16 protein-coding genes are annotated in these 25317 nt (G+C 71.3%); 11 read left to right on the top strand and 5 right to left on the bottom strand.

Features of this window, described 5'->3' with window-relative positions; translation table 11 throughout:
• The first annotated feature begins 34 nt into the window (after positions 1–34).
• The 8 genes from ACSU1G_RS23135 (at position 35) to ACSU1G_RS23100 (ending at position 11152) form a co-directional block, all read left to right on the top strand.
• Positions 35–904, top strand: coding sequence for a hypothetical protein (locus ACSU1G_RS23135; protein ID WP_439282378.1), 870 nt, complete (start codon positions 35–37; stop codon positions 902–904).
• Positions 901–3171 carry a glycosyltransferase gene (locus ACSU1G_RS23130; RefSeq protein ID WP_439282377.1) on the top strand — a complete coding sequence of 757 codons (2271 nt, stop codon included), beginning with the start codon at positions 901–903 and terminating at the stop codon, positions 3169–3171. The genes ACSU1G_RS23135 and ACSU1G_RS23130 overlap by 4 nt, the downstream gene beginning before the upstream one ends.
• A gap of 141 nt (positions 3172–3312) precedes the next feature.
• Positions 3313–4614: a nucleotide sugar dehydrogenase gene (locus ACSU1G_RS23125; protein ID WP_439282376.1), complete on the top strand. Its 1302-nt coding sequence runs from the start codon at positions 3313–3315 to the stop codon at positions 4612–4614.
• Positions 4615–4622: 8 nt separating this feature from the next.
• Positions 4623–5282: an acyltransferase gene (locus ACSU1G_RS23120; RefSeq protein ID WP_439282375.1), complete on the top strand. Its 660-nt coding sequence runs from the start codon at positions 4623–4625 to the stop codon at positions 5280–5282.
• Positions 5279–6385: a DegT/DnrJ/EryC1/StrS family aminotransferase gene (locus tag ACSU1G_RS23115; RefSeq protein WP_439282660.1), complete on the top strand. Its 1107-nt coding sequence runs from the start codon at positions 5279–5281 to the stop codon at positions 6383–6385. Before ACSU1G_RS23120 ends, ACSU1G_RS23115 begins: the two co-directional genes overlap by 4 nt.
• Positions 6382–7365, top strand: a complete 984-nt coding sequence (locus tag ACSU1G_RS23110) for a Gfo/Idh/MocA family oxidoreductase (RefSeq protein ID WP_439282374.1) — start codon at positions 6382–6384, stop codon at positions 7363–7365. The genes ACSU1G_RS23115 and ACSU1G_RS23110 overlap by 4 nt, the downstream gene beginning before the upstream one ends.
• Positions 7362–8975: a glycosyltransferase family 4 protein gene (locus ACSU1G_RS23105; protein ID WP_439282373.1), complete on the top strand. Its 1614-nt coding sequence runs from the start codon at positions 7362–7364 to the stop codon at positions 8973–8975. Before ACSU1G_RS23110 ends, ACSU1G_RS23105 begins: the two co-directional genes overlap by 4 nt.
• Positions 8972–11152 carry a hypothetical protein gene (locus ACSU1G_RS23100; RefSeq protein ID WP_439282372.1) on the top strand — a complete coding sequence of 727 codons (2181 nt, stop codon included), beginning with the start codon at positions 8972–8974 and terminating at the stop codon, positions 11150–11152. The genes ACSU1G_RS23105 and ACSU1G_RS23100 overlap by 4 nt, the downstream gene beginning before the upstream one ends.
• Positions 11153–11238: 86 nt before the next feature.
• Here the strand turns inward: ACSU1G_RS23100 and ACSU1G_RS23095 are convergent, their stop codons facing one another.
• The 4 genes from ACSU1G_RS23095 to ACSU1G_RS23080 all read right to left on the bottom strand — a co-directional run bounded on the left by ACSU1G_RS23095 (position 11239) and on the right by ACSU1G_RS23080 (position 17490).
• On the bottom strand, positions 11239–13776 hold the full coding sequence (locus tag ACSU1G_RS23095) for a glycosyltransferase family 4 protein (protein WP_439282371.1): 2538 nt from the start codon (positions 13774–13776) through the stop codon (positions 11239–11241).
• 80 nt (positions 13777–13856) lie between these two features.
• Positions 13857–15695: a glycosyltransferase family 4 protein gene (locus ACSU1G_RS23090; RefSeq protein WP_439282370.1), complete on the bottom strand. Its 1839-nt coding sequence runs from the start codon at positions 15693–15695 to the stop codon at positions 13857–13859.
• Positions 15696–15706: 11 nt separating this feature from the next.
• Positions 15707–16600 carry an ABC transporter ATP-binding protein gene (locus ACSU1G_RS23085; protein WP_439282369.1) on the bottom strand — a complete coding sequence of 298 codons (894 nt, stop codon included), beginning with the start codon at positions 16598–16600 and terminating at the stop codon, positions 15707–15709.
• Positions 16600–17490, bottom strand: a complete 891-nt coding sequence (locus tag ACSU1G_RS23080; RefSeq protein ID WP_439282368.1) for an ABC transporter permease — start codon at positions 17488–17490, stop codon at positions 16600–16602. Before ACSU1G_RS23080 ends, ACSU1G_RS23085 begins: the two co-directional genes overlap by 1 nt.
• Before the next feature lie 291 nt (positions 17491–17781).
• Here ACSU1G_RS23080 and wecB point away from each other — a divergent pair, with 291 nt between their 5' ends.
• The gene (gene wecB / locus ACSU1G_RS23075; protein WP_439282659.1) at positions 17782–18933 is read left to right on the top strand and encodes a non-hydrolyzing UDP-N-acetylglucosamine 2-epimerase; all 1152 of its coding nucleotides are present in this window, start codon (positions 17782–17784) and stop codon (positions 18931–18933) included.
• Between the two features lie 38 nt (positions 18934–18971).
• The gene (smc, locus tag ACSU1G_RS23070; protein ID WP_439282367.1) at positions 18972–22703 is read left to right on the top strand and encodes a chromosome segregation protein SMC; all 3732 of its coding nucleotides are present in this window, start codon (positions 18972–18974) and stop codon (positions 22701–22703) included.
• Here the strand turns inward: smc and ACSU1G_RS23065 are convergent.
• Positions 22645–23958, bottom strand: coding sequence for an MFS transporter (locus ACSU1G_RS23065; RefSeq protein WP_439282366.1), 1314 nt, complete (start codon positions 23956–23958; stop codon positions 22645–22647). The two genes, smc and ACSU1G_RS23065, sit on opposite strands and share 59 nt — an antisense overlap.
• Positions 23959–24020: 62 nt before the next feature.
• On the opposite strand from ACSU1G_RS23065, the gene ftsY reads away from it, so the two are divergent.
• Positions 24021–25235, top strand: coding sequence for a signal recognition particle-docking protein FtsY (gene ftsY / locus ACSU1G_RS23060; RefSeq protein WP_439282365.1), 1215 nt, complete (start codon positions 24021–24023; stop codon positions 25233–25235).
• Positions 25236–25317 lie beyond the last annotated feature (82 nt).

Raw genomic sequence — 25317 nt, 5'->3', positions numbered from 1 at the left:
CGTTGACCCCCACGTCCCGCAGGAAGGGTGCACCATGGATCCCTCCGAAGTGCGTCGATGGATCCGTTCCGGACTGCGCCTCGTCCCTCCGCGGGCCAGACGCCGGCTCCGCGCACCCGCCCGGGCCCTGGGCCGGCGGTTGCCGAGCGTGGTCCGAGAGCCGCTGAGGAAGGTCCTGGGTCTGCCCGTACCGCCCGTCCGCCGCGCCCCCGGGCCGGCGGGCTCACCCCCTCCGCGCCTGGCCGAGACACCGACAGACCCCCTCGGCCTGGCCACACCGCCGGCGCCGGGAGCCCAGACACCCACCCGGGTCCGCGCCGGACGCGCGGCAGCCACCGTCGCCGCGGACCCGCAGGCCTCCCTCCGCCTGGACCGCGCCCTGGGCGGCGGTCCCGAGGCCCGGCCCGATTCCGGCGGACGGCTCGTCGGCGGACTGGCCGCCGCGGATCTCCGCGGCCTCCTGGAGCAGTCCGGGCACCACTGGGAGCCCTGGATCCCCGGAACCGCCGAGGCCGCCGCCAGCCGTGCCGAGGTGGTGGTCCTCGACCTCGAGGCCGCCCACGGCGTCTGGGGCGGGCTCCTGGACGCGCGGGGGATCGCCCTGTGGGGCGAGCTGGCCGCAGCGGTGGAGGCCTCCGCCGGGCGCGGGGTGACCTGCTGGTTGGTGGACCGCGGCCGGAACCGGCACCGCATCGGGGCCGGCGCCTTGCGCCAGCACCGCGCCCTGCTGCCCGTAATGGTCGGTGCGCGGCCGGCGTCGCCCCATGTCACTGAGGATCCGGGGGATGCACCGCTGGGCATCCTGGACCTGTTGCGCGCCCTGGACCAGGACGCGGCGGACCCGGAAGGCGGGCGGGGGACCACCCCTACCGGACGTGATGCGCAAGGAGGACTGAACCCATGACCACCCGACCCGTCAAGGTGCTCCTCTACGGGGACGTCGATCTGAACGTGATGGACGGCTCCGCCGTCTGGCTCGTCGCCATGGCGCGGACCTGGGTGGCTGCCGGAGCCGAGGTCCACGTCCAGTTGAAGGCCCCCGAGCGCAGGGACCTGCTCACGGGTGAGCTGCGGGCCGAACCCGGGGTGAGAGTCCTGACCGCGCCGGACCAGCGGCCTCCCGGCCAGCCCGGCCAGCGGCTCCCTCAGCAGTTGACGCCGGCGGACGCGGCCAGCGCACTGGAGGCCCAAGATGCGCAATCGGCCTTCGACGTCATCATGGTCCGCGGGATCCACGCCTGCCGCGAGGTCGTCCGGCGTGACTCCCTCGCCGGACGGCTCTGGTGTTACGTCACCGAGTTCGAGTACCCGGCACCCGCCCCGGACCCGGAACTGGTGCGCACGCTGGAACAGATCGCCGAGGCCAGCAGGCTGGTGCTGGTCCAGACCCCGGCGGCACGGTCGGTGCTCGAGGCGCTGGTCCCCGCCGCCGCCGGACGGACCGAGGTGCTCACCCCGATGATCCCGGACGACCTGCGCGCCGCGCCGGGGCCGGACGAGACGGGCGGTTCAGACGGGGCAGTCGGGTCAGTCGGGTCAGTCGGGTCAGGACGTCCCCCGATCGGCTCCGAGGACCGTCCGCTGCGGATGGTCTACGCCGGCAAGTTCGCACGACATTGGCGGACCGACCTGATGCCGCAGCTGCCCGCCCTGCTGCGTTCCCGCGGCATCAGCTCCCGCCTGGAACTGATCGGGGACAAGATCCAGCGGGATCCCGAGGACACGATGTGGACCCGGACCATGCGCCAGACCATGGAGGTTCCGCCTCAGGATGTGGTCTTCGCCGGGGCGATGCGTCGTTCCGAGGTGTTCGAGCGGACCTCCACAGCAGACGTGTCCCTGGGATGGCGCTCCTCCCGGCTGGACTCCAGCTTGGAGATCTCCTCCAAGGTCCTGGAGAGCTGTGCTCTCGGTGTCCCTCCGGTGATCAACCGCACCAGTGCCCATGAGGAACTGCTCGGCGAGGACTACCCGCTGTTCGTGGAGTCCGCCGGCCATGACGACGCCGAGGCGGTGGCCGAGCTCATCGCCGGAGCCGCGTCTCGGCTTCCCGCCCTGCGCACCGCAGTGGCCGGGGCGGTGGAGGGATTCCGGATCGGACAGCGCGCGGCGGTGCTGCGCGGGTGGCTGGACCGTGTGGGCCTACCCGCCGCGGCCGCGCCGCAGGGGTCCACGCCCATTCGCGTGGTGGTGGCCGGGCACGACCTCAAGTTCGCCGGCGAGCTGGTGGACCTGCTGACGGACCACCCGGGGGTGGACCTGAGGTTCGACCACTGGTCCGGGCTGCACCGCCATGACGAGCGGGCCTCCCGGGAACTGGTGCAGTGGGCGGACGTGGTGATGTGTGAATGGGCCGGGCCCAACGCCGTCTGGTACGCCCGCCACAAGAGGCCGGGTCAACGTCTCGTGGTGCGCCTGCACATGTTCGAGTTGCGCGGAGCCTGGCTCGATCAGCTGGATACCGGCGCCGTGGACCGGTTTGTGACCGTCTCCGCCGAGTACCGCCGCCTGCTCGCCGCCCGGCTGGAGCTGGCCGAGGATGCGGTCACGGTCATCCCGAATGCCGTCAGCCTGGCAGACCTGGACCGGCGCCACGAGGCACCCGTCCCGGACCGCCGCTTCCGGCTGGGTCTGGTCGGGCTCGTCCCGCTGCGCAAGCGGCTGGACCGGGCCGTCGACCTGCTGCGGGAACTGCACCGCACCGATGACCGGTACACCCTGCACGTGCGGGGCCGCATGCCCTGGGAGTACCCCCACGAATGGCGCAAGCCGGACCAGCGTGAGGCTTACCTGGACCTGTTCGCCCGGCTCGGGAAGGACCCTCTGCGGCAGTCGGTGGCCTTCGAGCCGTTCGGCGCCGACATGGCCGGTTGGCTGGCCGGCATCGGGTGGATCCTCTCGCCCAGCACGGTGGAGAGCTTCCACCTCGCCCCCGCCGAGGGCATGGCGGCGGGGTCCGTGCCCGTGCTGTGGTCCCGGCCCGGGGTGCGGGAGATCTTCGGCGACGACTTCGTGGTGGCAGACACCGCCGCGGCGGCGTCACGGATCCTCGCCGCGGATGAGGACCACACCTTCGCAGCGCTCCAGGATGCCGCCCGCACCCAGGCCGGACCGTTCGATGAACACGTGGTGGCCCGTGCCTGGGCTCGGGTATTGCTCGGCGCGACATAGCCCGGGGAGGGCCCCGGGATCTCCCCGAACGGGCGCCGCCCGGCTGTTACGATGGACGCGCTCGTGCCGGAGGCTGATTCGGCGCGGGCGGGCCCGGGGGTATCCCTGCGGGCTGAACATTGACTGAGAGGTGTTCCCACTGTGAAGATCGCCGTCGTGGCTTTGGGCAAGATCGGACTTCCACTGGCCGTCCAGTTCGCATCCAAGGGGCACGAGGTGATCGGCGTGGATGTCAATGAGCAGGTCGTTGAGCTGGTCAACGCCGGCCAGGAGCCGTTCCCGGGCGAAGACCAGCTGCAGGAGAAACTCGCCGAGGCCGTGCAGAAGGGCCTGTTGCGGGCCACCACCGACTACGGCCAGGCCATCCCGGATGCCGAGGCAGTCGTCCTCGTGGTCCCGCTGTTCGTGGACGAGGAGGCCCGGCCGGACTTCGGCTGGATGGACGGCGCCACCACGGAACTGGCCAAGCACCTCACGACCGGCACGCTCGTCTCCTATGAGACGACCCTGCCGGTCGGGACCACCCGCACGCGCTGGAAGCCCATGCTCGAAGAGGGGTCCGGACTGACCGAGGGGCAGGACTTCCACCTCGTGTTCTCCCCGGAGCGGGTGCTGACGGGCCGGGTCTTCGCCGACCTGCGCAAGTACCCCAAGCTGATCGGTGCCCTGAGCCCCGCCGGAGCCGACGCGGCCCGCGAGTTCTACGAGGCCGTCCTGGACTTTGACGACCGGCCGGACCTCGGCCGGGGCAACGGTGTCTGGGACCTCGGCAGCGCCGAGGCCTCGGAGATGGCCAAGCTGGCCGAGACCACGTACCGGGACGTCAACATCGGCCTGGCCAACGAGTTCGCCCGCTATGCCGGAGGACACGGCATCGACATCTACCAGGTGATCGAGGCGTCCAACTCACAGCCCTACAGCCATATCCACCGACCGGGGATCGCCGTCGGCGGACACTGCATCCCGGTCTATCCGCGGCTCTACCTCTGGAACGACCCGGCAGCCGAGATCGTGCGCACCGCCCGGGCCGTGAACGCCGACATGCCGGCCTTCGCCGTCGGCCTTCTCGAGGAGGCGCACGGAGACCTCACCGGCCAGACGGTCGCCGTGCTCGGCGCGGCATACCGGGGAGGGGTCAAGGAGACCGCCTTCTCCGGCGTGTTCGCCGCGGTCGGAGCACTGCGCGAGCGCGGTGCCACCGTGCTGGTGCACGATCCGCTCTACCAGGACGCCGAACTGGAGAAGCTGGGGTTCGCCCCGTTCCACCTCGGTGAGCCGGCCGACGCCGCCGTGATCCAGACGGACCACGCCGAATACCGTGACCTGGCCCCGGAACAGATCCCCGGGATCCGATCCCTCGTGGACGGTCGGAACATCACCGACCCGAGCCGCTGGACCGCCGTCCAGCGCCGGGTCATCGGCCAGCCCGCTGACCAGGGCTGAGGGCGATCATGACTGAAGCGCAGAGGTCGGTGGACGTCACCGTGGCTGCCGGGGCCGATGTCTCGTACCAGGCGAGCATCGGTGCGGGCTCGAAGATCTGGCACCTGGCCCAGGTCCGGGAACAGGCGGTGCTCGGCCGCAACTGCATCGTCGGGCGCGGGGCCTATATCGGCACCGGTGTCACGGTCGGGGACAACTGCAAGATCCAGAACCACGCCCTGGTGTACGAGCCCGCCCAGCTCGGTGACGGGGTGTTCATCGGGCCGGCGGTGGTGCTCACCAACGACACCTATCCGCGGGCCATCAATGCCGACGGGACCCAGAAGTCCGCCTCCGACTGGGAGGCGGTCGGCGTGGTCATCGAACGGGGTGCCTCGATCGGTGCACGTGCCGTCTGCGTGGCCCCCCTGACCATCGGCGCCTGGGCCCTGGTGGCTGCCGGCTCGGTGGTGACCAGGGACGTGCCCGCGCACGCGCTGATGGCAGGGGTCCCGGCCCGGCGCATCGGCTGGGTGGGCACCACGGCCCGCCGTTTGGAACGTCACGGCGAGGTGCTCGTGTGCCCGGACACCGGCGAGCGGTACTGCGAGGAAGGCGAGGCGCTGACGCGCCTGGGTGACGACGGGACCGTCGCGCCCCACGACAACGGAGAGGGAAGTGGCCACTGATGCCTGAGTTCATCCCAGCTGCCCGGCCGATCATCGGCGACGAGGAGCGCGAAGCAGTCGACCGGGTCCTGCGCAGTGGCATAGTGGCCCAAGGCCCGGAGGTGGCGGCCTTCGAAGAGGAGTTCGCCGCCGCCCTGGTGGGCGGTCGGGACTGCGTCGCCGTCAACTCGGGGACCTCCGGACTGCACCTGGGCCTGCTGGCCGCCGGCATCGGGCCCGGCGACGAGGTGATCGTCCCGGCCTTCACCTTCGCGGCGACCGGTAACGCGGTCCGACTCACCGGAGCCACGGCCGTCTTCGCCGACATCGAGCTGGACACCTACAACCTGGACCCGGCCAGCGTGGAATCCCTGGTCACCGAGCGGACGCGGGCCATCATGCCCGTCCACCTCTACGGCCACCCGGCCCGGATGGACGAGCTCGGCCGCATCGCCGAGCGGCACGGACTGATGATCTTCGAGGATGCCGCCCAGGCGCACGGGGCCCAGTGGCAGGGCCGGCCCGTCGGCACCTTCGGGACCTTCGGGATGTTCAGCCTGTACCCGACGAAGAACATGACCAGCGGCGAGGGCGGCATGGTCTCCGTCGACGGCCCGGAGATGCGGCGCACGGTGCGCCTGCTCCGGAACCAGGGCATGGAGACGCAGTACCAGAACGAGCTGGTCGGCTTCAACAACCGGATGACGGACATCCACGCGGCGATCGGTCGCGTGCAGCTGACCAAGGTGATCGGGTGGACCCGCCAGCGTCAGCGCAACGCCGCCGTGCTCGACGCGGGACTCAGAGGCGTGCAGACACCCGTCGTGCTGGACGGGGCCGAGCACGTGTACCACCAGTACACGGTCCGCCTCCCGGAGGCACTGGCCGGACGCCGCGGTGAGATGCTCGCCCGGCTGAAGGACGAGTTCGGCATCGGTACCGGGATCTACTACCCGGTCCCCACCAACGAGCTGCCCTCCTTCAACGAACCGGCCGATCTGCCCCAGACGCGGATCGCCACGGCCGGGGTCTTCTCGCTACCCGTCCACCCGTCACTGACCGAGCAGGATCTCCAGCGCATCGTCGACGCTGTGAACACCGTGGTCGAGGAGGCTGGCGCATGACCCTCAGGACCGGACTGATCGGCCTGGGGATGATGGGCCGTCACCATGCCCGCGTGATGCGTACGGTCGAGGGCACCGAACTGGTCGCCGTCGCCGACGCCATGGGCGATCCCCACGGCGTGGCCGGTGGACTGCCGCTGTACCGGTCGATCGAGGAGCTCATCGGCCACGGCGTCGACGCCGTGGTCTGCGCCGTGCCGACCGGCATGCACGAGGAGGTCGCCCTGACCTTGGTCGAGGCCGGCGTCCACCTGATGGTGGAGAAGCCCATCGCCTCCAGCGTCGCGGCGGGCGAACGCATGCTCGAGGCCGTGACGGCACGCGGGTTGACCGGTGCCGTGGGGCACATCGAACGCTTCAACCCCGCGTTGCAGGAATTGCGCCGAAGGGTGGACGAGGGCCAGTTGGGACGCATCCTGCAGGTGGCGACACGCCGGCAGGGTCCCTTCCCGGCACGCATCGCCGACGTCGGTGTGGTCAAGGATCTGGCCACCCATGACATCGACCTGACCGCGTGGCTGGCCCGGTCCAAGTTCGATCGGGTCTCGGCACAGACCGCACGCAACGCGGGCCGTGAGCACGAGGACATGCTGGTGGCCACGGGACGGTTGGCCAACGGCGCCATCACCAGCCACATCGTCAACTGGCTCTCACCGGCCAAGGAGCGGCTCTGCGTGGTGACCGGCGAGAAGGGGATGCTGGTGGCGGACACGCTCAATGCGGATCTGACCTTCTACGAGAACGGCAGTGTGGAGACGACGTGGGAGTCCCTGGCGAACTTCCGCGGTGTCACCGAGGGGGATGTGGTCCGTTTTGCCTTCCCCAAGCAGGAACCGTTGCTCACGGAGCATGAGGCCTTCCGCGATGCCATCCTCCACGGCACCTCCCGGCACGTCTCCCTGCAGGAGGGTCTGGACGTGCTCCGGGTGGCCGAGGCCATGATCTTCTCCGCGGACCACGGGGAGGCCGTTGCGCTGTGAGTCCCACGTCGGCTGACCAGGCCAAACGGTGGCTGCGGAAAGTCATCAAGTTCGGCGGCGAACAGGTCCATGCGGCGCCGGAACCGGTCGCCAGGTTGGCACGGCAGGCGTTCCACGCCCTGCCGGACCGGTACGACGCCAAGAAGCGGGTTCGCCGCATCCTCACGGGCCGACCGGCGCTGCGCGGGGCGACGGCACGGTTCGGTGGGTACCTGTCCCTGGCGGACGCCGGGTCCACCTATTCGACGTCGGAGCAGGCGACCTACCTGCAGCTGGAGTTGGGCCACCTGAAGCGGGCCCTCTACGACCAGCCCCTCCCACCGTGGCCGGCCACCGGTTTCGAGGAGCAGGACGCCGCAGCCGCTCCCGGCCGGGTCGAGGAGTACCTCCGCCGCGTCCGGGAGGTCTACGGCGCTGAGGACGCCCCCACGGCGCCGCCTCGGCACCTGGTCATCGTCAACCAGTACCCGCGTGAGGGTGACGAGTACGGCAACGGCTTCGTGCACCGCCGGGTCAAGTACTTCCTGGAAGCCGGCATCGAGGTCCACGTCGCCGTCGTGGCACCGGAGGTGGAGCCTGAATCCACGGTGTATGACGGGGTCCCGGTCCTCGTCGGTCGGGGCGCCGAGGTGCGAGAGCTGCTGGAACGGATCCAGTACACCTCGGCCTCCAGTCACTTCCTCAACGCCTTCATCTGGGAGCAGGTCCGCGACAGCCTCGCCGGCCTGCGGTGGTTCACCTTCATGCACGGTTTCGAGTCACGGCGGTGGGTGCGGACCATCCGCAACTACCGTTCCCCCGAACCGCTCTCCAACGGAATCAAGGACACCCTGATCCGGCAGAGGTTCTGGCGTGAGGTCTTGGCCCACCCGAACGGCCCGGAACGGTTCGTGTTCGTCTCCCGGTGGTGGCGGCGGGGTTCCCAGGACGACATGGAGCTGGTCTACCCGGCCCAGCGCACGGCGGTTATCCACAACGTCACGGACACCCAGCTCTTCACCTACCACCCCAAGGACGCTGAACAGCGGTACAAGATCCTCTGGGTGCGCTCGGCAGCCAACCTGAACTACGCACCGGACCTCGCCGTCAAGGCGCTGCAGGCGCTGCGGGAGACCCGGTACTGGCCGCAGCTGTCCGTGCGGATCATCGGCGACGGAATGCACTTCCAGGGGTTCGAGGACGCCTTCGCCGAGGACGAGAACGTCCAGGTGGAGCGGCGCTTCGCCTCGCAGGACGAGATCGCGCGGCTGCACCGTGACTACGGGGTCTTCCTCGTCCCGAGCCGCTGGGACTCGCAGGGCGTCTCCCGGGATGAGGCCATGGCCTCAGGGCTGGTGCCGGTCACCAATGCCGTCTGCGCCATCCCCGAGTTCGTGGACGGCGCCAGCGCCGTGATCGCAGGTCCCGAGGACGTCTCGGGCATGGTGCGCGGCATGATCAGGCTGTTCGAACACCCCGAGTTGTTCCAGCGGATGTCCGCGGCCGCCGCTGAGCGCGTGACGCGGCAGAGCGGACCGGAGCAGACGGTGGTCCAGGAGATGGCCCTGATGGGTCTCACGTCTGACGGGCCTGGCCCCGTGCACGCCACCGAAGGGGAGGACGCCTCATGAGGGCACTGTTTCTGGTCTCGCACTATGGCCCGGCCGAGGCCGCACTCGTGGACCATGCCACCGGCTGCGGACACCAGGTCGATATCCTGGACGTCCAAGGCCCCGGGTGGCTGCAGCGCAGCGCACCCCAGAACGGACACGGGTTGAACCGCTGGGCCACCTACTGGCCGATGCGCTCGGCGCGCAACCAGGTCGCCAGGATGCTCCGCAAGGTCATCGACCAAGGTGCCTACGACGCCGTCTTCACGATGTCCCTGCCCGCGGCGGGCTTTGCCGCCCGCTATCTGGAGGAGGGGTTCGTCCCGGTCCTGTGGCGGGGGGATCTCGACTTCTCCGCAGCCCGGACCCTGCTCACGGAGGACGTCCAGGACCTCACCGCAGCCGTGGACCGGATCTTCCTGCAGGACGAGTACGAGTTCGACAAGGCGCTGTCCAAGTCGTCCCGCAGCGCCCACCTGCTGCACCTGGACCCGCGCGGCACCCTCGCGACCGGGGTGCCGATGCTGGACCGCCGGCCGTCGGGCCCGCAGGTGGTCATGCTCCATCCGGAGGGAGTCGCGCAGGACCGGTGCGAGGCCCAGGCCGGGATGCTCCGCCAGGTCGCGGAGCACCATGGGGGCACCTTGACCACCCTGTCCGCCTCAGCCCTGTACCGCAGGCGTGACGTGCACCGTCGCCGTCCGCTGGCCGGCACGGCCGCCGCCCGACTCGAGGGATTCACCCACGTGGTGCTCACGGGCAGCTCCCGTGACCACCAGGCCGTCGCAGACCTGCTCCTCGAGGCCGGGGACGGAGACCGGCTGGTGGTGGAGGAGACCATCGGCATGGGGTATTGGGCCGCTGACCGCGGGTTCACCCGCACGGGCCGCGGCGCCAGACTGGCCGGGGCCCTGCATGAGGTGCTGGACCTCACGTCCGCCGCGGACGACGGGGAGGATCAGGGCGGTCAGCCGTCGGGCCCCTCCTCCGGAACCCAGCCGGGACAGGACCTGCTCCGTGGATATCTGGCCGCGATGGGCCGGCCCGTGGAGCGCTCCTACGAGCAGCTGCAGGCGCTCCAGGACAGCGGGCCGCTGAATGTCTTCTTCTCCACCTCGCCCCTGGAGGACCGCACGGACGGGGCCCGGCCGCAGCGGGTGCGCAACATGGCCACGGCCCTGGACCGGCAGGGCTCCTCCGTCCGCCTGTACTCGACCCCCAGCGTCTTCGAACGGCGGGCGAAACTGGTGGAGCGCCTCCTGGACTCCGGCCGGCCGGCCGGACTGCTGTACGGGGAGAACTCCACCTCGCCGATCCCCTTCGAACACATCCCCGGTGCGGTGGCCACCCTGGCGCAGACGATGCGCCGCCACGGTGGACGCTCGGCGTGGTTCGTACGCGACCTGCACTGGCTGGAGGAGTTCGACGGATACCTGGACGAGGCGGACCGCCGCGCCCAGATGCAACATGACGGATTGCGCGAGCTGCAGGTGGTCGAGGCCGCCGTCGACGTGTTGGTGGCGCCGAGCGACGCCGCAGGGACCGGGTTCAACGCGCTGCTGGAGCGGCACGGCGAACCGGCCCGCACGTGGTTCGCGCTGCCTCCTGCGGTCGCCCCGCAGAACACGGCCGCCGGCCTCCCGGAGGCCATCGGAGCCGACGAGGAGTCCACCACCCTGCTGTACGCCGGCGGGGTCAGCGAACTGTACGGACTGGACGAGTACCTGGCCGCCCTGAACGGCCTGGACGAGTCACTGCTGCTCGACTTCGTGGTGCGGCCCCTGGAGGTGGGCCGGTTGCACGCCATGCTCGAACTCCACGGCCTGCAGGCACACCCCGGGCTGCGGGTGATCACCGAGTCCCTGGAATGGTACGTCCCGCGCAGCCGGCGGACCATCGGTGCGGTCCTGCTGGGCGGCTCCTATGCCCGGTTCAGTTTCCCGTACAAGACCATGAGCCTGATCGAGCGTGGTTATGCCGTGTTGTGCTTCGAGGACATGGCCATCGCCGACTTCGTGCAGGACCGCCGGATCGGTGTGGCCTGCCCCCGCTCCCAGGACGGCGTCCGGGAGGGGATCCAGGCCCTGCTGCGCCACGACCTGGCGGGCCTGACGCAGGCCCGCGAGCAGGAGACCTGGGACGTCCGGGTGGCCGGGCTGATCGCCCACCTGGACCGGACCGCGGACGTCCGTCCCTGACGGCAGATTCCCGACGGCAGATCCCCGGTGCCGGGCCCCGGCGGACCGGCACCGGGGCCGAGCCTAGATCCCGACCGGGCCCGAGCCTAGATCCCGAGGGCCGCGCGGATGACCTGGACGCTGAGACGCCCGTCGTGGACCTGGGTCCCGTAGTCCTGTCCGGCCCGGATCAGCTCCTCGGCCCCACCGGTCTGCAGGGATTCCGCCAGCTCCAGCACGCGGTCCACTAGGTCATGGTCCCCGGCGGGCACCACCGGAGCCGGTGTCCCGGCTGTCGCCATTGTTCCGCCTGTCCCGGCTGTCCCGGCCGGAACAACAGGGGACTGGCCCACCACGATCCGCCCGGAGCGCCAGGCCCACGCGGCGGCATCCGAGGACTCGCCCAGGTGCAGGGCATCGATCACGATGTCCGCCGTGGCGGCCATGGCGGGGACGAATCTCCGGTGCCGGGGACGGAGGACCTCGAGGCCTGCCGCCTCGGCCCGTTCAGCCATCCGATCCACCGCCTGTTCCTCCTGCGGGGTGCGCATGGTCGGCACCACCAGGACCTGCACGGGCCGGGCTGAGGCTCCAGACCCTGCCTCCGCCGATGGCTGGCCCGAGGCCCGGGACGGATCGGAGGCCGGGGCTGGGATGGGGACCGGGCACCACCGGGCCCCCAGGAGCCGGGCATCGGCCTGCCGACCCGTCAACAGTTGCAGGGCTCCTCCCGCCTGGAGGTCCAGGAGCGACTGCGCCGAGCGTCGCACCTGCCGCCGGTAGCGTTCCGCCGCCTCGCGCGGCAACGTGGAGAAGGGATGGCCCTCCGAGACCTCTGCCAGCAGCTGTGGGTCGGCGAGCGGGGCCTGCGCGGTCCATACGGCCACCGGCTTGCCCCGGTCCAGCAGGGAGCGGATCTCGGCGGAGAAACCCCCGTCCAGGCGTCCGGAGGCGGTCACGGCTCCGGCGTACAGGACCCCGTCGGCGGTGCGGTCCACCCGGATCCACCGATCGAGTGCCTCGAGCAGGCTCGGACCCTGCCCGTCGCCGCACTCCCGGGCCCCGGGCATCCGGTGCGCCGGACCGGCGTGTTCGCGCCAGGCGCGGACCAGGGACTGGTCCGCCGGATCTTCGGCCACCACGGCCAGCACGGGGCCGGCGGTCTCGCCTGCCGCAGACCCGGTGGCAGTCGGCGCGGCCGGTTCAGCAGGCCCGGCAGACCCGGCCGGTTCAGCCGGGGACTCGGGGACCGGGCACCACCGGTGCCAGAGCTCGGTGAGGGCCTGCTCCGAGCCCTCCCACGTGTGCTGGGACTGCAGCTCGGGGTTCCGGACGGCCGCGCGGAAGTCGGGAAGCCGGTCGAGCAGCTCCTGCACGGCGCCGGCCAGGGATTCTGGCTGCCCGGGGGCGAACACGGTGCCGAGGCCGCTGTCCCGGGTGAAGGCCGCCTGCTCGGTGAGGTCGCTGACGACCAGGGGCAGCCCCGACTGGATGTACTCGCGCAGCTTCGTGGGGATGGCCAGCTCGTGGGCGGGGGTGGGCAGCAGGGGGCTGACCCCGCAGGTGGCGGACTGGATGTACCACGTGACGGAGCTGGAGGACACGTAGTCGGCGATGTGCAGGCGGTCGGCCACGCCGATCTGGTCGGCGTGGTCCCGCATGCGCTGGCGGAAGGCGTCGTCCTGGTTGCCCACGAAGGCCGCGTGCACCCCCGGCAGCTGCGGGAGGGCGTCGATGACCGTGAAGATGCCCCGCACATCCGCCAGGCGGCCGATGTAGACCAACAGGGGGGTGTCCTCGTCCAGTCCGCACTCCTGGCGCAGGGGCAGCCGCTGCTCCGGGTCCAGCGGGGTCTTCGCGGCCAGGGGTGCGTTGTACACCACGGTGGGACGCTGGGGGAGTCGGTGGCGGCTCTTCATCCGGTCGGCCAGCTCATCGGTCACCGAGACCACGGCGTCCGCGTGTCTGATCAACTCCGCCTCCGCGGCGACCCAGCCGATCCGGGCCTGCGCGCCACCGACGATCTCCTGACCCGGGACCCACTCGTGGGCATCGTAGATCCAGGGCACCGTGCGACCCCGGGCCTGCATGAGCTGCACGTACGAGTGGACGGCGGCCAGCGGGTGCCGGTCATGGGTGTGGATGATGTCCGGGGCCAGGTGCAGCAGCGGAGCCAGGAACAGCTCCTCGTAGTCGGCGATGTGCGGCCACACGGTCCGCCAGCCCCCGGGCGTCTTGGCGAGGACGCGGTCCCGGGCCAACTCCGCCCTCTCGGCCAGCCGGTCCCGCCACGGGCGGCCAGCGCCTTCCCGGGGGGCCGGCAGCGGCTCGCCGGGGCCGAACGTCGGTGTGCCGTCGGCGTCCGCCAGCCGTTCCCACGTGGGGGAGACGGAGGGGCGCAGGGCCTTCCACTGGTTCAGCGCGCCCTGACGGCGGAACACCGCCGGGGTGCGGTAGATCGGGATCCCCTGATACTGGCCGATGGGGAACACGGTGCGGTGCCCGGTACCGAGCACGGTGACCCGGTAACCGGCCCGCTCGGCGGTGACGGCACTCTTCTCCACCCGGGAGTCACCCACCACCTGGTTGCCCACCACCATCACCATGTGCGGTCGTCGGTCAGGGGTGGAAGAGGTGTCGTTCACGGCTGGGGGCTCCTTGGCTGGCGGGGGACGGTCGGATGAGGGCTGCGGTCCGGAGGTGGTGTCACCGTCCGAGGTCTCTCTCACACGCTACCGGTGCCCGGGCCGGAGAGGAGCGGCGCACCGAGGACCTCCGCGGCCAGTCGGGGCAGCACGTTCTCCCGGCCATACCGGGCGGCCACCTCCTGCCGTGCCAGGGCCGCCTCCTGCGCCCAGGACCTGGACTCGGCGGTGGCCCGGCGGACGGCGCGGGCCAGGCCGGCGGTGTCCGCGGCCAGCCATCCGATGGGGTACAACAGGTCGGCACCGGGCCAGGCCAGGGACCGGGGCACGCAGCCGTGGGCTGCCCCGTCCGGGAGCGTGAAGTGGAAGGACTCGTAGTCGCTGGTCGAGAGCACCACGCCGATCCCGGCGAACCACCGGTCCATGTCCGGACCGTGCGGGGAGAACTCCACCGCCCCCCGCAACCGGGGATCGGTGGTGAGACGCTCCAGCTGGGAGCGGAAGTACTCCTGTTCGGCGGGCCGTCCATGCAGCCAGGCGACGTCGCCGGGACGGTGCCCGCGCAGGCTCAGCCGGTACCGCTCGTCCTGTCCGCGCAGCAGGGCCAGGACGTCCAGCGCCCGGTGCAGCCCCTTGCGGGCCGGGACCATCCCCACCAGACCCAGCCTGAACCTCAGGCCCGGATCGCGGGAGCCCGGCGGAGCCGGGATGCGCACGGCGTTGGGCACCACGATGCTGCGCTCGGCGGGCCAGCCGTGGTCCCGCACGACCTGCCGGCGGACGTGCTCGGCGACGAAGACGGCCCGGTCCAGCCGCGCGGTGTCCACCTGGCCCGGAAAGACCGTGGCCCCCTCCTGCAGGTGGAGCCGCACGGTCAGCCGGGTGCCGGCGGGGGTATTCCGTGAGTACCAGACGGCGTTGCCCAAGGCCCATTCACACAGCACGACGTCGGCCCACCGGGCCAGGCTGCGGCTCGCCTCGGCATCGTGGCGGGCATGGCCGGACCAGGTGTCCAGGCGGACCTCGTGCCCGGCCTGCCGCAGGTGCTCGACGAGGCCACCGGCGAACTTCAGATCGTGCCCGGCCACCACCACCCGGCGCGGCTCGAGACCCATCGTCACCCGAGCGTGGGGTGGGGGCTGGGGCAGCGCGGGCAGGAGGTCTCCGGCGGCGGCGGCCAGGGTGTGGCGGGCGGCCCGTCCGGCCACCCGCCGGTCCTCGGGACTGCCCAGGTCTCGGGGCAGGGGTGCCGTGGGCGGGTGGACGAGGACCATGATCCCCGCCGCCTGTGCCTCGGTGGCCAGCTGGCCGGTGGACCGTGGACCGGCGGGGACGGCGACCGCGCCGAGCAGGCTCAGCACCTCCGCCCGGCGTGCGGGGCCGGGGTCCTCGAGGACCAGCGCGACCCGGCGGGCGCCGGCGGCCCGGACGGCCTGTCGTACGGCCTCGGCCTGGCCGGTCGCGGTGAGGATGACCAGCCGCGGGGACCGGGCCGGCCAGTGGTGCCACGGCCGGCCGGCCAGCAGCGACGCCAGCTCAGCGGTGCTGAAGGACCCGGCCGGCGCCCCGGCGCCGTCCGGGCCGATGGTCAGGCCGAGACGCGCCTCGGTGCGATCCCCACCGTCTTGGCCGGCCGTCGTCGTGCCCCAGAGCCACCGGGACAGGTGCAGGGCCGGCGGCAGGGGGAGCAGGCGCTGGAGGGCCGGGGCCGCGTCCGGAACGGGCACCGTGGCGCGGGACCAGGCGGACTCCGGGACCCCGGTGGCTCCCGCGAGGCCGCGGAGACCCCACCGCGTGGAGGCCAGGGTGCGGTCCAGTCCGGACCGGGCCGTGCGGCCGCCCCGGCGGGCGCGCACCGCGGCACCGCGGGCCAGGGCGGACAGTCGTGCGGCCGGGCCCGGGACGGCGTGTTCGGTCATGCCGGCCCGCCCTAGCGGCGGCCAGCGTTGCCGTCGGTCCAGTTGAACCGGGTGCGGACCAGCTCGCGCTGGCAGGCCTCCCGCAGGAGGCGGGCCCCCTTGACGCGGTTGCGGCCTAGGTGGTTCGAGTACTCCTGGTACCGGGCCGTGACCTCGTCCGGGTCTCCATCCATCAACAGTTCCCCGCGCTCGATCCACAGGGCGCGGGTGCACATCTCCCGGATGGTGCCCAGGGAGTGGCTGACCAAAAAGACGCAGCCGGCGTTCTCACGCAGCTCGGAGATCCGCTGGCCGGTGCGCTCACGGAACTGTGCGTCACCGGTGTTCAGCGCCTCGTCGATGACCAGGATCTCCGGGTCCATGCTGGTGGCGATGGCGAACTGCAACCGGGCGGCCATGCCGGAGGAGTAGGCCTTCAGCGGCAGGTGGATGGACTCCTCCAGGCCCGAGAGCTCGATGATGGACTGCCGCTTGCTCTCGGCCTGGGCCCGGGACATCCCCATGGCCAGGCACCCCAGGATGATGTTGTCCTGACCGGAGATCTGCTGGACGAGGGCGGCGTTGACGCCGAGCATGATCGGCCGGCTGGTGGCGTAGACGGTTCCGCCGGTGGGGTGCAGCTGGCCGGTGACCAACTTCATCAGGGTGGACTTGCCGGAGCCGTTGGTCCCGATCACCCCGACGCTCTCGCCGTGCTCGACCATGAAGGACAGCGGCTTCAGGGCCTCGATGTGGGTCGTGGTCAGTCCGGAGGCGCTGCGGTTGCGCTCGGTCTTGCCGGAGGCCCCGCGGTGCGAGGTCGAACGCACCACGTAGGTCATGGCGACCTGGTCCACCACCACGAGCGGGTCCCGAGCGGGTACCGCCGCGCCCGGTGCCAGCGCGGAATCCATGGTCCCGGCCATCAGTTCTCCACCCCGTAGGTTTCCTCGGCGCGCCAGAACACCAGCATGCCCACCACCAGCATCACCACGGTCCACGCGCCCAGGACGATCCAGCGTTGGGGGTCGGGCCACGTGTTGTACAGCAGGCAGTCCCGGGCGATGTCCAGGACGCAGAACATGGGGTTGAGCTCCATGATGGACATGACGACCGGATTGCCCTCGAACCGGTCCAGGCTGAAGAACACGGCCGAGAGGTACAGCCAGATCCGGGTTCCGAAGGAGATGAGGTTCACGATGTCGGTGTGCTTGGTCACCCAGCGGGCCAGCAGCAGGCTGAGCCCCACATTGAACAGCACCTGCAGGGCCACCAGCGGCACGAACATCAGCCACTTCCAGGTGATCGGCTCGAAGGGCGGGATCACCAGGATCAACACGAACATGGTGATGAACGCCGGGATCTGGACCAGCAGCTCACGCACGTTCACCGCCAGCGGCAGGGTGGCGCGGGGGAATTGGAACGCCCTGACGACCGCCCGGTTGTTGGTGATGGACCGGGCGCCGCTGGTGATCGCCGAGGACGTGAAGCGGAACATGAACACGCCGATGATCAGGTAGGCGATGAAGTTCTCGATGCCGCGGCCGGTCCCGAGCAACAGGCCGAACACGAAGTAGTAGGTGGCGCCGTTGAGGATCGGGTTCAAGACCAGCCACAGCCGGCCCAGGGTGTTCTCGTTGTTGTCACCGGACACCCGTGACTGGGAGTCGAACATGATGAAGCTGCGGTACTTCCAGAGTTGCCGCAGGTACTCCAGGATCGGAGGGCGTGCGCCGACCCGCACGAGCTCGCCGCGTTCCAGGCTGATGGTCCTGACGGTGGGTCCGGCCTCCGGCGCTTGATCGACAGGTGGCAACTGAATCCTTCAACGTTGGCTGGCGGCGTCCGCGGGGTGGGACGTCCGGACCGCAGGGTCCGGCACACCCGGTGGAGCCGGGCGGAGCCGATGTGTCAGCAAGTATAACCGCGTCACCGGTGCCGATTCCGGCATCCCCGACCGGGTCCGCTGGCCGGGATCGGGCGGCTCTCGCCTAGGATGTTCGGGAGCAAGCGTGCCGAGTCGCAGCCGGAGATCGGCCGCCACCCTCGGCGTGTCCCGTCCACCGAGGAGTCCTCGATCACCGTGACCACTCGTCCATTGACCATCATGCCCATCTACGGGACCCGACCGGAGGCCATCAAGATGGCCCCGATCGTGACGGCCCTGCAGCGCGCGGAGAACCTGCGGTGCGTGGTGACCGTGACCGGCCAGCACCGGGAGATGCTGGACCAGGTCAACGAGCTCTTCGGGATCGTCCCGGATCACGATCTGAACATCATCCAGCCCCGGCAGACGCTCAACATGGTGATGGCGAAGACCATCTCCGGGTTGGACGAGGTCCTGGTCCGGGAACAGCCGGCCGCCGTGGTGGTCCAGGGGGACACCTCGACCTCGACCGCCGGGGCCATCGCCGCCTTCAACCGCGGCATACCGGTGGTGCACGCCGAGGCCGGCCTGCGCAGCTTCAACATCAACTCGCCGTTCCCCGAGGAGGCCAACCGCAAGATCACCTCCCAGGTCAGCGCGCTGCACCTGGCCCCGACCTCCGTCTCCCGGGACAACCTCCTGCGGGAGAACACGGCCCCGGCTGACATCTACATCACCGGCAACACGGTCATCGATGCCCTGCTGACCGTCGTGGACCAGAAGATCGCGTTCAGCGACCCCCAGTTGGGTGTCCTGGCGGATCAGGTGCGCCGGGGGCGGAAGCTGGTCCTGGTGACCACGCACCGCCGGGAGAACCAGGGCGAGGCCATGCGCGGGGTCGGCCGGGCCCTGGCACGCCTGGCCGGGGACAACCCCGAGGTCGAGTTCGTGCTGCCGGCCCACAAGAACCCGGTGGTGCGGGAGGCGATCCTGCCACTGCTGGAGGGGCTGGGGAACATCACCGTCACCGAACCGCTGCCGTATGGGGAGTTCACCCACCTGTTGTCCCTGTCCACGGTGGTCCTCACCGATTCCGGCGGTGTCCAGGAGGAGGCCCCCGGCCTCGGCAAGCCCGTGCTGGTGATGCGGGAGAACACCGAGCGGCCCGAGGCCGTCACCGCCGGAACCGTCCGCCTGATCGGCACGGAGGAGGAGCGCGTGGTGGACGAGGTCTCCACCCTGCTCCATGACCCGGTGGCCTATGAGGCCATGGCCAACGCGGTGAACCCCTACGGTGACGGACAGGCGGCCGCCAGGTCCGTCTCGGCGATCGCCGCACTGCTGGGCGTCGGATCCAGGATGCCGGAGTTCCAGGACGGCCTCAGTGGCTGAGTCCTGCCTCGTGGCCGGCCGCTGAACGCACCGGATCCGTGTACCTCAAGACCTTGACGGTCCGGGGCTTCAAGTCCTTCGCCTCGGCCACCACCTTCCACTTCGAGCCCGGCGTGACCGCCGTGGTGGGGCCCAACGGCTCGGGCAAGTCCAACGTGGTGGACGCCCTGTCCTGGGTCATGGGGGAGCAGGGTGCCAAGAACCTGCGCGGCGGCAAGATGGAGGACGTCATCTTCGCCGGGACCACGGGCCGGGCGCCGCTGGGCCGGGCCCAGGTCTCCCTGACCATCGACAACGCGGACGGCGCCCTGCCGATCGAGTACTCAGAGGTCACCATCTCCCGCACCCTGTTCCGCAGCGGGGGATCCGAGTATGCGATCAACGGCGCCCCCTGCCGGCTGCTGGACATCCAGGAGCTGCTCTCCGACTCCGGACTCGGCCGCGAGATGCACGTGATCGTGGGCCAGGGCCAGCTGGACCGGATCCTGCAGGCCAGCCCCGAGGAGCGCCGTGGTTTCATCGAGGAGGCCTCCGGGGTGCTCAAGCACCGCCGCCGCAAGGAACGCAGCGTCCGCAAACTCGAGTCCATGCGCTCCAACCTGGACCGGGTCCGTGACCTGAGCGAGGAGGTCCACCGCCAGCTGGGCCCGTTGTCCAAGCAGGCGAAGACCGCCCGCAAGGCCCAGCGCATCCAGTACGACGTCCGGGACGCCCGCTCGCGGCTGCTGGCTGACGAAGTGGCCCGGCAACAGGCGGCCCTGGACCAGTTGGGCGCGGGGGACCAGGAACTTGAGCTCGCGGTGACCGGCGCCCAGGCCGAGGTGGACCGCGCCACCGAGGCGGCCGCGGCCATGGCCGAGGACGTGGGCACCGCCTCCCAGGCGGCGGCCGCGGCCCGAGACCACTGGTACCGGCTGTCCACCCTGGCCGAACGGTACCGGTCACTGGGGGCCGTCGCCGCCGAACGGGAGCGCTCCCGCCGCCACCCCGTGCCGCCGCCGCAGGGCCCGGATCCCGCCACCGCCCGTGACCTCGCCGAACGTGCCGCCGCCGAGGCGGCCGGTGCCGAGGCGGACGTGACGGCAGCCCAGACCGCCCTGGAACGGGCCACCCAGCAGCGCCAGCACGCAGAACACGCCGCCCGCGCCGCCAACGAGGCCTACACCCGGCTCCTGCAACAGGCGGCGGACCGGCGCCAGGCGGCCGCCGTGGCCGCGGGCCGGATCGAGGCCGCCCGGGCCACCGAACGCTCCCTGCAGGGACAGTGGGAGCAGGCGGGCTCGCGCGTAGCCGAGAGTGAGCGGTCGGCCGAGGCGCTGCGCGCCGAGCTCGTCGACTACCAGAACCGGTTGGCCGGATCCCTCGACTCCGAGGAGGAACTGGACGCCGAGCATGAGACGGCCGCCGGGGTGGCCGGTGGCCTGCGGGAACGGCTCGCCCGCCTCGACGAGGCGCTCGCCGCAGCAGAGTCCGCCCAGGGCGCGGCCGTGGCCCGGCGGGATGCCCTGGTCGAGGCCCTCGAGCCGGAGGCCGGAGCCGCCGCCTCAGCACTCGGAGACCTGGACCCCACCGCCCTGGCCGATGCCCTGACCGTGGTGCAGGGCTGGGAGGCGGCGATCGCCGCGGCCCTCGGGGGACCCGCCGAGCAACTCGTGGTGGACGGCCTGGATGCGGCGGTGGCGGCCGCGAGCCGGCTGTCCGAGGCTGACGCGGCGGACGCGCGCCTGCTGTTCGCGTGGGACGGCGGCACGCAGGAGCCAGCGGAGCCGGCGGAGACGCCGGCAGCGGCAGGCGAGCCGGCGGCACAGGTTGAGGCACTGCCCGACGGCGTCACGGACGCGGGCGCGGTGGTGCGGTTCCCGGGTGGGCCGGCGGAGTCCGCCATCGCCGGCACGGTCCGCTCACTGCTGACCGGGACGCTGCTCGTGGAGGACCTCGCCACGGCCCGGAACCTGATGCAGTCCGGCGCGATTCCCGTGCACCACCGAGGTGCCACGGTCCGTCTGGCGACCCGGGACGGTCACGTGCTCGGGCCCGGATGGGCGGACGGCCGCGGTGCCGGTGCCGGGAGCCGGCTGGAACGGCAGGCTGCCGCCGATGCAGCGGCGGCGGTGGCAGGGCAGACCCTGCACGAGGTCGAGCGACTGCGTTTCGAACGGTCCGGGCTACTGCACGAGGTCCAGGAGGCAGCCGCCACGGAACGGGCTGCCCTCGCGGCGCTGGAGGCCTCCGACGCCCGCTTCACCGCCGTGACGGAGGATCTGGCGCGGCTGAACCAGCAGCTGGGCCATGCCGATCAAGCCGCGGAACGGCAGCGTGGAGAACTCGCCGGACTGCGCGAGCAGCTCGCCGAGGCCACGGCCGCCGTTCAGGATGCGGTCGAGGCCGCCGGGCGGCAGTCCGAGGCAGACCCCGAGTCGGACCCTGAGGCGGACCCCGAGTCGGACCCCGGGACGCAGACCGGTTCCGTCCCGGACCCGGCGGCGCGGGACGCCGCGGAGGTGCGGGCAGGTGAGGCCCGGCACGAGGAGACCGAGGCCCGGCTGGCCCTGCGGGCGGCCGAGTCCACGCTGTCCCAGCTCACCGCCCGGGCGGAGCAGTCGCGGCGTCAGATGGCCTCGGCCACCGTGGCCCATCAGGAGCGGGAACGCGCCGAGCAGAAGCGCCTCGCGTGGCTGGCCCGGATCACCGCCGTCTCGCGGGCCCTGGGGCAGGCGCTGGCGTCGCTGGAGCGGGCCGTGGCCCGGGCGGAGGCAGACCGCACGGAACTCGAGCGCCGGGGTGAGGAGCTCACGGCGGAACGCCAGGGGCTGCAGCGCGCCGCCGAGGAGCACCGCGCGGCGGTGGCCCGCGCCAAGGACCGGCTGCACACGGCGCGCATGGCCCGGCAGGAGCAGCAGCTCAGACTGGACCAGCTCCTGGCGAAGTCCCTCGACGATCTGGGGATGACGGGTCAGTACCTGCTCGAGCACTTCGGTCCCGAAGTTGCGGTACCGGACGGGCCGGCGTCGGACTCCGAGGCCGGGGACACCGACCCCGACACCGAGACCGAAACCAAGACCGAGACCAAGACCGTGCCCTTCGACCGGGCCGAGCAGCAGAAGCGGCTGCGCCGTGCCGAACGCGAGCTGGCCGCCCTGGGCCGGGTGAACCCCCTGGCCCTGGAGGAGTACGCCGCGGTGGAGGAGCGCCACCGGTTCCTCACGGGGCAGCTCGAGGACCTGGATTCCAGCCGCCGGGACCTGCTGTCCATCATCCAGGACGTGGACGCCACCGTGCTACGGGTGTTCTCGGCGGCCTTCGAGGACACGGCGGCCCAGTTCCAGCACGTCTTCGCCACCCTGTTCCCGGGCGGCGAGGGGCGGCTGTTCCTGACGGATCCGGAGAACCTGCTGGAGTCCGGTGTCGAAGTCGAGGCGCGCCCGGCCGGGAAGAAGGTCAAACGGCTGTCCCTGCTCTCGGGCGGGGAGCGTTCCCTGGCGGCGGTGGCCATGCTCGTGGCGATCTTCAAGGCCCGGCCCAGCCCGTTCTACGTCATGGACGAAGTGGAGGCCGCGCTGGATGACACCAACCTGGGGCGGCTGTTGGAGATCTTCCGGGAGCTGCAGCAGGACAGCCAGCTGATCATCATCACCCACCAGAAACGCACCATGGAGGTGGCGGACGCGCTCTACGGTGTGTCCATGCGCGGGGACGGCGTCAGTACGGTGATCAGCCAGCGTCTGGACGGTGCCCGTTCGCAGACGGCGGCGCCGGCTCCGCCGGACTGACCGTCGGCAGCGCCCCCGTGCGGGGTCCGCCCGGGGCCACCGGCAGGTTGGTCTCGGAGGCGAAGGTCCAGGACACCGCGCCCACCGCGAGGATGCCGCCGGTCAGCATGAAGGCCCAGCCGAACCCCGCCGAGTCCACCACGAGTCCCGCGAGCAGCGGGCCCGAGATCGCCCCGAGGTCGGAGGCCATCTGCGCCGTGGACATGACGGGCCCGGCCTTGCGGTCCTGCCCCACGATGTCCGCGATGGCGGCCTGCTGGGGCGCGTTGAGCAGGCCCGTCCCCGAGCCGGCGAGCACGCAGAGGGCCAGGAAGAACCACGCGTTGTCCATCCAGCCGATGAACGCGGTGCCCACCGCGGCCACCAACAGGCCGATGATGATGAGCGGCTTGCGGCCGTGGACGTCGGAGAGCCGGGAGGAGAACGTGACGGCGGCGATGTTGCCCACTGCGAACAGGGACAGCGCGGCGCCGGCGATCTGGGGCCCGTCCAGCCAGAAGCCGGTGCCCGTGAAGGCGGTGGCCGCCAACAGGGGGGTCAGCGAGTTGCGGACACCGAAGGTGGCCCAGCCGTTGGCGAAGAAGGAGGTCAGCGCCGCGCGGTAGGGGGTGTGTTCCCACGCCTCGGCGACCCGCATCTCCGGGCGGGTGTCCGGCTTGCCGCGGTCGGCCAACCGGGAGTCGCGCAGCAGTACGAAGACGATCCCGGCGGCCACCACGAGCGCCGAGCCGTAGATCAGGAACGGGACGCGGTACCCGAAGACCGCCAGCGCCGAGCCCACCACGGGACCGGCGATGTTGCCGATCAGGAACGCCGAGGCATAGGCGCCGGAGACCCGTCCACGGATGCTCGGCGGCGCCTTGCGGGCCAGGAAGGACATCGCGGAGACCGTGAACAGGGTGGACCCGATGCCGCCGACGGCCCGGAAGGTCAGCAGCTGCCAGTACTCCTGCGAGAACGCGATCAGGAACATGGACGCGGACACGATCAACACGCCGGTCATGTAGGCCGGGGTCTCGCCGAAGCGGCTGGTGATGCGCCCGGAGAAGGGCGCGAACAGCAGCCGGGTGAGGCCGAACGCGGAGACCACGGCGGAGACCGCGGTGGCCGAGGCGTTGAACGACTGGGCGTACTGGGGGAGCACCGGGGCGATGATGCCGAACCCGATGGCGATGATGAAGGCCGCCGCGATGAGTACCTTGATCTCCCGGGGGATGGGGACCTGTCCGGTCCGGGAGGTCTGTGAGCGCGCCATGACTCCCATCCTGCCACCCTGGTCACAGCCGTGCTGTGAGGCAGCTGTGACAGACTGGAGCGGTGGATCCGATCATCTTGATTTCGCTAGCCTCTGTCCTCATCGTCGGCCTGGGCCTGTTGGCCTTCATCGGCCGTCCGCCGAAGCCGCCGAAGGGCACCTACCCGACGACGCGTGATGCCAACGACCCGGCGCCCGGGGGTGTGGCGGGTGCTGGCACGGCCGTTCTGGACCGCCCGGAGACGGACGACGCCGGCCCCTCCGGTACCGCGGTCGCCGAACCTGAGGCGCCGCCGGCCGCCCCGGCCTCGGATGTGGTGGAGACCGAGACCGCTCCCGCCCTGGACACCCCGGCCCCGGCCGCCGGCCGCCTAGCTCGGCTGCGGGCCCGCCTGGCCAAGTCCAACAACATCTTCGGCAAGGGCCTGCTGGCCCTGCTCTCCAGTGACAACATCACCGAGGACGTCTGGGACGAGGTCGAGGAGACCCTGTTGCTGGCCGACCTCGGTACCGCGCCGACCCTGGAACTCGTGGACAACCTGCGCGAGCGGGTCACGGTGGAGGGCTCCCGGGACCCGCAGCAGGTCAAGGCCATGCTCCACGAGGAACTGGTCAAGATGGTGGATCCGGGCATGGACCGCCGGCTGGACGCCACGCGCAAACAGGACCGCCCGGCCGTCATGATGGTCGTCGGTGTCAACGGCGTCGGCAAGACCACCACCGTGGGCAAGATCGGCCGCGTGCTCGTGGCCGAGGACCGTCGCGTGGTCTTCGGCGCGGCGGACACCTTCCGTGCCGCCGCCGCCGAGCAGCTGGCCACGTGGGGCGCCCGGGTGGGTGTGGACACCGTCCGCTCGCACGAGGACGGCGCGGACCCGGCCTCGGTGGCCTTCGAGGCCGTGAAGACCGGCATCGACCAAGAGGCCGACGTGGTCATCGTGGATACCGCAGGCCGGCTGCAGAACAAGTCCAACCTCATGGACGAGCTGGGCAAGATCAAGCGCGTCATCGAGAAGCAGGCCGCGGTGGACGAGGTCCTGCTGGTCCTGGATGCCACCACCGGCCAGAACGGTCTGGCCCAGGCCAAGGTCTTCGCCGAGGTCGTCAACATCACCGGGATCGTGCTCACCAAGCTGGACGGCACCGCCAAGGGCGGGATCGTGGTGGCCATCCAGCGCGAGCTCGGCGTGCCCGTCAAACTGGTGGGCCTGGGCGAGGGGCCGGATGACCTGGCCCCGTTCAACGCCGAGGGCTTCGTGGACGCACTGCTGGACTGAGCCCGCCGGCTGCAGTCCAGCCCGCGGCCGCCGGATCGTAGGGTCTGCGCCTGAGAGATGCAAGAAGAATGGCGGATCACTC

This window comes from Microbacterium sp. A93 (assembly GCF_051842835.1).
The sequence above is the reverse complement of the archived record's forward strand: the minus strand, read 5'-3'. Positions and strand labels throughout refer to the sequence as shown.

What these genes read in the sequence shown, in the direction of transcription:
- wecB (WP_439282659.1), top strand. Translation starts at nt 17,782, where the DNA reads ATGCCCATCTACGGGACCCGACCGGAGGCCATCAAGATGGCCCCGATC.
- ACSU1G_RS23100 (WP_439282372.1), top strand. Translation starts at nt 8,972, where the DNA reads ATGAGGGCACTGTTTCTGGTCTCGCACTATGGCCCGGCCGAGGCCGCA.
- ACSU1G_RS23120 (WP_439282375.1), top strand. Translation starts at nt 4,623, where the DNA reads ATGACTGAAGCGCAGAGGTCGGTGGACGTCACCGTGGCTGCCGGGGCC.
- ACSU1G_RS23135 (WP_439282378.1), top strand. Translation starts at nt 35, where the DNA reads ATGGATCCCTCCGAAGTGCGTCGATGGATCCGTTCCGGACTGCGCCTC.
- ACSU1G_RS23085 (WP_439282369.1), bottom strand. Translation starts at nt 16,600, where the DNA reads ATGGCCGGGACCATGGATTCCGCGCTGGCACCGGGCGCGGCGGTACCC.
- ACSU1G_RS23090 (WP_439282370.1), bottom strand. Translation starts at nt 15,695, where the DNA reads ATGACCGAACACGCCGTCCCGGGCCCGGCCGCACGACTGTCCGCCCTG.
- ACSU1G_RS23130 (WP_439282377.1), top strand. Translation starts at nt 901, where the DNA reads ATGACCACCCGACCCGTCAAGGTGCTCCTCTACGGGGACGTCGATCTG.
- ACSU1G_RS23110 (WP_439282374.1), top strand. Translation starts at nt 6,382, where the DNA reads ATGACCCTCAGGACCGGACTGATCGGCCTGGGGATGATGGGCCGTCAC.
- ACSU1G_RS23065 (WP_439282366.1), bottom strand. Translation starts at nt 23,958, where the DNA reads ATGGCGCGCTCACAGACCTCCCGGACCGGACAGGTCCCCATCCCCCGG.